We start from the raw sequence: 8,384 nt of genomic DNA, 5'->3' as shown, positions 1-8,384 counted from the left end.
CGCGGAAATAACGCAGGCCGAGGTCGTAGGCCGCCTTGGGCTGGGCCTTCGCGGCTTGCTTCAGCGCAACGATGCGCGGGTCTTCGCGGTCTTCCGCATCGTCCTTCTTTTGGTAGGAGACCTGATCTTTTGGACGATCGGAACAGCCGGTGTCGTCGCAGATCCGCACCGTGTTGCTGATGGTGGATGGATCCTGCGCGCACGCGGCCAGCAGCAGCAACAGCAGCCCCGGTGCGAGTAAACGGCGGTACATTGTTACCTTCCTTGAGTTCTATTGGCGCCGCAATTCTTCGAGCCATCCCACCCCGTGAGCTCGCCTCACACCCGGTCGCGCGCGGCGCGGCGAATATAATCCGCCGACGCCGACACGCAGCCCTAGGCTCTCTCAGGTTCTCTCTTCGAATCGTTCAGTCACTGCTTCATTGCCGTCGCCTTTTTGCCGTACCGACTGACGCCGGCATCGACCTCCAAACATGACGCGACAAACAATAGTGACGTGGTGAGCAATAATAATGGAGAAAAATGGCATGTCAAGGTTCTTCGCTTTTTCGAAGCTTGCATGACGCGTCACTTTTGATATGCTCTTCCTCGCCCAAAACCCCTGGAGACCCCATCGAGATGTCCAACAGCGAGCAGGCCAACGTCGACCTCATCACCGCCAACAAGGTGCGCGACCTCCTGAACCGGAACGGCATTCCGCCGCGAAGTCACAACACGACGATCGCGAATGTGCTGGGCCTCAGTTTCTCGGTCGTCACGCGCAAGATGAAAGGCCTGATCCCGTGGAACCTGTCGCAGTTGCAGGACATCGCGACGCACTTCAGCGTGCCGCCCGCGATCCTGCTCGACGACAAGGGCACGCAGCCGGCCGCGGTCGAGATGATCGACGCGACGCTCGTAATCGAATCGCGGCGCTTCCGCTGCCGCGCCGCGATCTCGGCGAAAGCCAGCAGCCAGATCGAAACGGATTTCGTCGCGCTGCAGTGGCAAGGCGAATGGATTGTCACGGAGCGCCAACATGCGCGCGAAGGGCGCACGTATGCGGTCGATGTCGTCGAGCTGCGCTCGAGCCAGCCGAACGTGTATGCGGCGCGGATCGCCGTGGTCGACGATTCGCAGGACGTCGCCGAAACGGTATGTGAATATTTCATCGAGAAAGGCGTGAACGCGATCCCGTACTTCGACGGCGCGACGTTCCGCAAGGCGCTGGAGGTCGAGGATTTCGACGGCTACATCCTCGACTGGATGCTCGGCGACCAGACCGCCGCCGAACTCGTGCGCGGCATCCGTTCGAGCGAGAACAGCGGTGCGCCGATCTTCCTGCTGACCGGCAAGATCTCGACCGGCGAAGCGAGCGAGGACGAGATCGCGCACATCGTGTCGCACTACAACGCGCGCTGCGAAGAAAAGCCGGTGCGCCTGCCGATCCTGTTCGCCGAAGTGGCGCGCGAACTGAAGATCACGCTGCCGGCCGCGGCCGTCGCGAGCTGAGACCGGAGCGACAACCCATAACCAACAACACCATGACCGAGGGCAAGACATGCGAATTTCGACCATCTGGACCAAGAGCCTGTTGACGGCCTGCCTGCTCGGGCTGGCCGCCGCGACATGGGCCGCTTCGTCGTTTACGTTCACGGTCGACGGCAAGATCGACAACAGCAACCAGCAGGGCAAGAAGGTCTACGTGTTTTCCGAGCAGGCGCTGATGGCGCTGCCGCAGCATACGATCGTCACGTCGACGAGCTGGACGCCGAAAGCGACCTTCACGGGCCCGCGCCTGTCCGACGTGCTGAAGACTGTCGGTGCGCACGGCACGCAGATCGAATTTCGCTGTATCGACGAATACACGTTCACGATTCCGGTATCCGATGCCGACCGGTACGGCGTGATCCTCGCCCGGACGATGAACGGCAAGGTGCTCGGCAACGACAACTACGGCCCGCTGTGGATCATGTATCCGCGCGACCAGTACCCCGACGAGCTGAAGACGCCGCTCGGCGAAGCGAAGTTCGCGTGGCAGATCATCGGCCTGACCGTGAAGTGAAATGAAACGTCGGCGGTGGAAAAATAGAAAAATCATCCTGGTCCTGGGGTCGCTGTGGATCATGGGATTCGCCGCATGGGCGTTCCTGCTGTGGGACCTGCTGGCGACCTCGGTCAATGAGGGCGTGCTCGAAGGGCCGCGCGAAGGCGTGTTCTGGACCGCCGCGCAATACCGGAACGTCTATACGCGGTTCGACCGGCAACTGATTCTCTATGCCACGCACGAGGACGACGACTTCGACCACGTGCAGATGCAGCTCGACAGCCTGTCGGTGTCGTTCGGGTTCCTGCAACGGCCGTCCGAGGTGTCCGAATACTGGCTGCGCATCCCGCGCGCGCGCAACGAGATCGACGCGCTCGGCGAATTCATGGCGCGCCTGAAGCATGACGTGCCGTTGCTGCGCGACAAGCCGAAGGACGCGCAGCACGTGATCGACGACGTCAACGCGTACTGGCCGAAGGTCAACGGCCTCGCGAACTACTTCCGCGCGATCGAGATGGCGCAGCGCGACTTCACGTTCCACCAGCTGAAGGAAAAGCAGCGGGCGATCCTGATCCTCGGCAGCGTGCTCGGCGTGATTCTGTGCGCGCTGTTCCTGCTGCTGTTCTATACGATGCGCACGCGCGACGACCTGCTCGAACGGCAGGACGCGGCGCTCGACGCGGAACGCAAGGCGTCCGACCGCGCGTTCGAAATGATCGAGGCGAAGAACGCCTTCCTCGGGATGGTCAGCCACGAGTTGCGCACGCCGCTCCAGGCGATCTGCGGGTCGATCGAGATCCTGCTGGCGCGCCCGCAGTCCGACGCGAACCTGAAGACGATCCGGCGGCTGCAGAATTCCGCGTTGTCGCTCGAAGCGCTCGTCAAGGATCTGACCGACTACATCAAGCTGCGCTCGACGAAGCGCCTCGCCGAGCTGGAAACGGTCGGCATGGCGTCGCTGCTCGTCGAAGTGATCGAGCCGCTGCGCGAGAAGATCGCGGCCAAGCGGATCGCGATCGCGCAGCAGGTCGAGCCGCACGATCTCGCGATCCGTTCGGACCGCAAACTGTTGCGACAGGTGCTGTCGAACCTGATCGAGAATTCCGTCAAGTACACGCTCGGTGGGTCGATCGGGGTATCGATCACGCTCGCCGACGCGCCCGCCGGCCAGCAGCTGACCATCGCCGTGCGCGACACGGGCACCGGTATCGCGAAGCAGCATCTGTCGAAGATCTTCGAGCCGTTCTACCGCGCGAACGACGCGGTCGGCCTGCATGTGGACGGGATCGGCATGGGGCTCGCCGTCGTGCGCGAAATCGTGACGACGCTGCGCGGGCATGTGGATGTTCGCAGCGTGGTCGGCGAAGGCAGCGAATTCGTCGTGACGCTGCCCGCCGAGGCACCCGATACGGACGAAGCAACCGGTGACGTGCCCGCGCTGCCGCACGCCGCCGCGCACCGCGACCGGCGCGCGCTGGTGGTCGACGACAACGACAACGCGCGCGAAACGCTCGGCGCGATGCTGTCGGCGCTCGGCATCGACGCCGACCTGTGCGGCACCGGGCAGGAAGGCGTCGCGCGCTTCGGCACGGGCCGCTATGACATCGTGGTGCTCGATCTCGAACTGCCGGACCTGAGCGGCTTCGAAGTCGCGCGGCGCATTCGCGCGGTCGCGGAACCCGACGAAGACGGCCGGCACCCGGCGATCCTCGGCGTCAGCGCGTATGAATCGGCCGCGCTGCGCGAGAACAAGCAGGTGTTCGACGAATTCCTGCCCAAACCCGTCCACCTGCGCGAACTCGGCACGCTCGTCGAGAAGCTGCTCGGCTGAGCGCACCGCTCACTCGCCGCTCACTCTCCGATCAGATGCAGCACGATGTCACGCCGGTGCGCCGCGCGACGATGCTCGAACAGGTAGATCCCCTGCCAGGTGCCGAGCACCATGCGCCCGTGCTCGACCGGGATCGACAATTGCACCTGTGTGAGCGCCGTGCGCAGATGCGCCGGCATGTCGTCGGCGCCTTCGGTATCGTGTTCGTAGCGCGTGTCGTCCTCGGGCGCGAGCGTCGCGAAGTAGCGTTCGAGATCGCGCCGCACCGACGGATCCGCGTTCTCCTGGATCAGCAGCGATGCCGACGTATGGCGGCAGAACACCGTGAGCAGGCCCGTGCGGATCGTCTGCTGATCCACGAACGCGCGCACTTGCGACGTGAACTCGACGAGGCCGCTGCCGCGTGCGTCGACGCCGATGTGCGTGATGGCTTGTTGCATGGCCGTAGTGTCAGACCAGCGCGGCGAAGCCGTCGGCTTCGATCTGCTTCGCGTCGTCGGGACGCACGACGCGCGCGACTTCGACACCGTCGCGCAGGAACACCAGCGTCGGCCACAGCTTCACGCGGAACGAACGGCCGAGTGGGCGGCCCGGGCCGTCCTCGATCTTCAGGTGCCGCACGGCAGGATGCGCGGCGAACGACGCGACGATCGCGGGTTGCGCGCCCGCGCAGATCCCGCACCAGTTCGTACCGAATTCGATGACGGTGGTGCCGGCCAGTGCGTCGACTTCAGCGCGCGTCGGCGCATCTTCGGAATAGCGTTGCGGAGTGTGCATCGGGGCCCTCATGTGGAATTCCGGAACGTGACCGCGCAGGGTCGGCGGGTGCTGTCCGCGCTGTCCTACTGTAGCGGAAAAGCAAGCGCGCTGCCGGCGCGCGCGGACGCGGAAACCGGCCGTCGAAATCGCCCGCCGCCTTCCTGGCGCCGCCTGCGCACGGCGCGCCATGCCCGTTCCTCCATCGCGCTGCCGCCACCGGAATGACACGACAAGATTCGGAGCGCCGTGCCGTCGCGACGGGATCAGCATGCAGACTGATCCCGTCAACGAAGGCTCCGACCATGAACGCTCCGCATCTCGTCACCGAACCGAACATCCTCTACTTCGGCACGCCCGTCGTGCTGGTCAGTACGCTGAACGAGGACGGCACGGCCAATCTCGCGCCGATCTCGTCCGCGTTCTGGCTCGGCTGGCGCGGCGTGATCGGCATCGCCGCCAGTTCGCAGACCACCCGCAACCTGATGCGTACCGGCGAATGCGTGCTGAACCTGCCGTCGGCGACGCAGGCGCACGCGGTCGACCGGATCGCGCGCACGACGGGCACGTATCCGGTGCCCGACGGGAAGCGCGCGAAAGGTTATGTGTTCGAACCCGACAAGTTCGGCACGGCCGGGCTCACTGAAGCGGCGTCGCAAACCGTGTCGCCACCGCGCGCGCTCGAATGTCCGGTGCATATGGAAGCGGTCGTCGCGGCCACGCACGGGATCGGTGACGAAGCGCCCGACCTGCGCGGCTACATCCGCGTGTTCGAGCTGCGTATCCAGCGCGTCCACGTGCATCCCGACCTGCTGATGGACGGGTATCCCGACCGCATCGATCCGGACAAGTGGTCGCCGCTGATCATGAGTTTCCAAAAATTCTATGGCCTCGCGCCGCAGCAAGTGCACCCGTCGCGGCTCGCCGAGATTCCCGAGCGCGCGTATCGCAGCCCCGACATCGAGCGCTCGCGCGACGCGGGTATACCGGTCGGCGCCGGACGGTAGTGAAGCGCACTGGTCGCGCCCGATGCGGCACATGCAGTTCATTCGGCTTTTGGACGCGAGGGAAGCGCCGGATCGCGTTGTGTGACTAACTTGAGACCGCCGGTTGGTTGACGCGCAAAGTTGGATTTGCGCATTGACATTCTTCTATAGGAGATTTAATCTCCGAATGCTTCAAGTGTGGTGCCTCGGGAATCCTCCCGAACTGCCGACCGTAGACAAGCGGAAACGTCCGAGGAGATCGGACACCAGCCATCCATGGGTTGCCACACGATATTTTGCAGTGCGTATTGAATTTCTGCGTCATCGATCGGTGCCGGCACGCGCGATAAAAGTGAACTGTCGGCGCCGATCTGTTGTTTCTATTCAACCGGATCTTCGAAGGAGCCTGCCATGAGCATCACGTTGCACAATCCGGCCAGCATTGCGCCGCCGTTTTCCTGCTACAGCCAAGGCGCCTCGGCGTCCGGTGACGCGCGCTGGCTGTATGTTTCCGGACAAGTGGGCGTCACGCCGGATGGTGTCGTTCCAGACGACCCGGAGAAGCAAACCGAGCTGGCCTGGGATAACCTCCTGGCAGTGCTGGCCGATGCCGGGATGACCGCGAAGGATCTGGTCAAGGTCGACGGCTTTATCACGAGCCCGGACCTCGTGCCGTTCTTCCGCAAGGAGCGCGAGCGGCGATTTGCGGGGCACGCTGCCGCTACCACGATGGTCATCGTTGCCGGATTGGCTGAACCCAATCTCCTGGTGGAGATTCAGGCAGTCGCGGCCCGCTGACGCAATTTCATCTCCGAGCGAGCGGCGAACATCCATTGATCTGTGTTCGCCGCTTGAACAAGCGCTCGGCCCGAGCAGACTCCCCCGCCACCTTGATCCGCGACGGCACGCCGCTTCCATTGCCCCAAACGACCAGTCACAACGATATCGATGCGATTTTGAAAGCAGGGCTGACTAGGCGCGGCGAGAAATGACCATGAAATAGCCACACGGCTCCGCCGTCTGATTGACGAAAGAGAGCTCGACGTCGGCCTGGAAGAAGAGCGAGTCGCCGGGCCCCAGATATTCCTTCCTGGCCCTGAACTCCACAACGAGATTCCCGATCGTCACGACGATCTGTTTCTCCGATCCGGACGGGTAGGCCGGAAGCCATCCAGTCGAAACGCCGGGGGGAAGATAGTGATAGACGAGCTCTACGCGGCCGGCGCCTGTCGCCGGTGAAACGATGTGCCGTTCAAAACCCGTTTCGGGGTCGCGAAAGATCGGACGTGCCGCCTTGCGCATCACCACCGTATTGTCTTCGGGCTGATTTCCCCCGACCAACTCCGTCAGCGACGCCTGAAGGCTGTGCGCGATTCTCGTTGCGATACCGATCGTCGGGCTCTTCTCCCCGCGTTCGACTTTGGAGAGCATTGCGCGACTGACTCCGGAAAGTTGCGACAGTTGCTCCAAAGTCAGACCGGCAGCTTCCCGCAATCCGCGGACACGGCCTCCAAAGGCGCGCGAGACCGAGTCGTACTCGTCCGATGCGCTCGAATCGGTGTCTTGTCCCTGCGGCATATGTCCCTTTCCGGTGGTAAGTCGAATCAACAAACGAATATTATCCTCCACCATAGAAGAAGGAGTCGAGCATCGAAGATCGCTGCTTCCGCTGATATGCGCTCACGGCATCGAGATCGCGCGACGCTACCAGCGATCGCACCGGGCGTGATGTCGGGCGCACGGGTCGCGTTCAATTCGAATCGGTAGGCGCCGAAAGGCTCATCGTGCTGAGCATGCGGTCAGGTGTGCGCGGGCTGGAAAACGATGGAACGGCCACTTGGGACATGCGGCTGTGGTGGCTGAGCGCTGTCCTTGCTCGAATCTCCCATAGTAGATACACTTCTACTCGATAATGAGTGGTTATCCGATTTCGAGGGTCATCGAGTATGGGCACGAACGCCATGAAGTTGATTGCAAAGGGGCAGAACTTTGCGTCCTTTCAGTTTGGCGATCTCAAGATCGTCGCGCTCCGAGACGGATATGTGGATATGCCCGCCACGCGGCTTCGACGCGTCGATGGGGGCACGTTCGACAAACCGCCAGTCGGGACGCAGTTGGTCGACAACCAATTGCGACTGTCAGTCAATGCGTTCCTCATCATCGATGGTGAGCGGGCCATCCTCGTCGACACCGGGGCGTCGAACACGTGGTATTCCACGATGGGAGCACTGGTGGACGGGATCGCTGAGGCCGGAATCGATAGAGCCAGCATCACGGACGTTTTGCTGACGCATACCCATGAGGATCATGTGAACGGCCTGATTGCGCCGGACGGTTCCGACGCATTTCCGCAGGCGACGAGAATCCTCGCAGGTCCGGAAGAAATCTCGGCATTTACCGGCCGGTTGGCCCGACTGCGGGATCGTGTCACCCCGGTTACGGACAATTTCTCCGTGAGTGACCGGATAACCGCGGTTCGCGCGACCGGGCATTCTCCCGGGCACACGGCATACGAAGTTGCAAGCAGCGTGGGACGTCTATTGGTTTGGGGGGACATTATTCACGTTCCATCGGTGCAGTTCGGGCGTCCCGAAATTTCGTGGGAGTACGACAGCAACCAGTCGAGGGCTCGCGATACACGATTGGCACTGTTGGAGCGTGCGGCCCGGCCGAATTATTTCGTGGCCGGCGCCCATCTGGATTTCCCCGGCATCGGGAGCGTAACGACCAGCGGCGGCAGTTTCGCCTTTCATCCCCTTGGCGATGAGTGAGACGCGTATTGCCC

The 8,384-nt window shown here is 62.9% G+C and carries 9 protein-coding genes and 1 pseudogene; 6 read left to right on the top strand and 4 right to left on the bottom strand.

What is annotated here, in order from left to right:
• Positions 1-253 (bottom strand): annotated as a pseudogene (locus VL15_RS03345) (sel1 repeat family protein); the annotation flags it as partial.
• A 365-nt stretch (positions 254-618) separates the two neighbouring features.
• Here VL15_RS03345 and VL15_RS03340 point away from each other — a divergent pair.
• The 3 genes from VL15_RS03340 to atsR are packed head-to-tail and all read left to right on the top strand — an operon-like array spanning position 619 to position 3,857.
• Positions 619-1,491, top strand: a complete 873-nt coding sequence (locus VL15_RS03340; protein WP_048243096.1) for a response regulator — start codon at positions 619-621, stop codon at positions 1,489-1,491.
• Between the two features lie 49 nt (positions 1,492-1,540).
• Entirely contained in the window at positions 1,541-2,044 is a 504-nt protein-coding gene (locus tag VL15_RS03335; protein ID WP_048243095.1) for a molybdopterin-dependent oxidoreductase, read from the top strand.
• Between the two features lies 1 nt (position 2,045).
• Entirely contained in the window at positions 2,046-3,857 is a 1,812-nt protein-coding gene (atsR, locus tag VL15_RS03330) for a hybrid sensor histidine kinase/response regulator AtsR (RefSeq protein WP_048243094.1), read from the top strand.
• A 20-nt stretch (positions 3,858-3,877) separates the two neighbouring features.
• Here atsR and VL15_RS03325 read toward each other — a convergent pair whose 3' ends face one another.
• Together VL15_RS03325 and VL15_RS03320 are read right to left on the bottom strand one after the other, a co-directional pair.
• Positions 3,878-4,297 (bottom strand): secondary thiamine-phosphate synthase enzyme YjbQ, encoded by a 420-nt coding sequence (locus VL15_RS03325; RefSeq protein WP_048243093.1) that lies wholly within the window; start codon positions 4,295-4,297, stop codon positions 3,878-3,880.
• Between the two features lie 10 nt (positions 4,298-4,307).
• Positions 4,308-4,634: a thioredoxin family protein gene (locus tag VL15_RS03320; protein ID WP_048243092.1), complete on the bottom strand. Its 327-nt coding sequence runs from the start codon at positions 4,632-4,634 to the stop codon at positions 4,308-4,310.
• A gap of 284 nt (positions 4,635-4,918) precedes the next feature.
• Here VL15_RS03320 and VL15_RS03315 point away from each other — a divergent pair, with 284 nt between their 5' ends.
• Both VL15_RS03315 and VL15_RS03310 read left to right on the top strand, forming a co-directional pair.
• A complete protein-coding gene (locus tag VL15_RS03315) occupies positions 4,919-5,620 on the top strand; it encodes a flavin reductase family protein (protein ID WP_048243091.1) in 702 nt (233 codons plus the stop codon).
• Positions 5,621-6,010: 390 nt separating this feature from the next.
• A complete protein-coding gene (locus VL15_RS03310; RefSeq protein WP_048243090.1) occupies positions 6,011-6,397 on the top strand; it encodes a RidA family protein in 387 nt (128 codons plus the stop codon).
• 174 nt (positions 6,398-6,571) lie between these two features.
• Here VL15_RS03310 and VL15_RS03305 read toward each other — a convergent pair whose 3' ends face one another.
• Entirely contained in the window at positions 6,572-7,177 is a 606-nt protein-coding gene (locus tag VL15_RS03305) for a helix-turn-helix domain-containing protein (protein ID WP_053077567.1), read from the bottom strand.
• Positions 7,178-7,560: 383 nt separating this feature from the next.
• Between VL15_RS03305 and VL15_RS03300 the strand changes: the two genes are divergently transcribed.
• On the top strand, positions 7,561-8,370 hold the full coding sequence (locus VL15_RS03300; RefSeq protein ID WP_048243110.1) for an MBL fold metallo-hydrolase: 810 nt from the start codon (positions 7,561-7,563) through the stop codon (positions 8,368-8,370).
• Positions 8,371-8,384 lie beyond the last annotated feature (14 nt).

This window comes from Burkholderia cepacia (genome assembly GCF_001039005.1).
In the GTDB taxonomy this organism is placed as follows: Bacteria; Pseudomonadota; Gammaproteobacteria; order Burkholderiales; family Burkholderiaceae; genus Burkholderia; species Burkholderia theae.
This window is presented reverse-complemented; position numbering and strand designations above follow the sequence as displayed.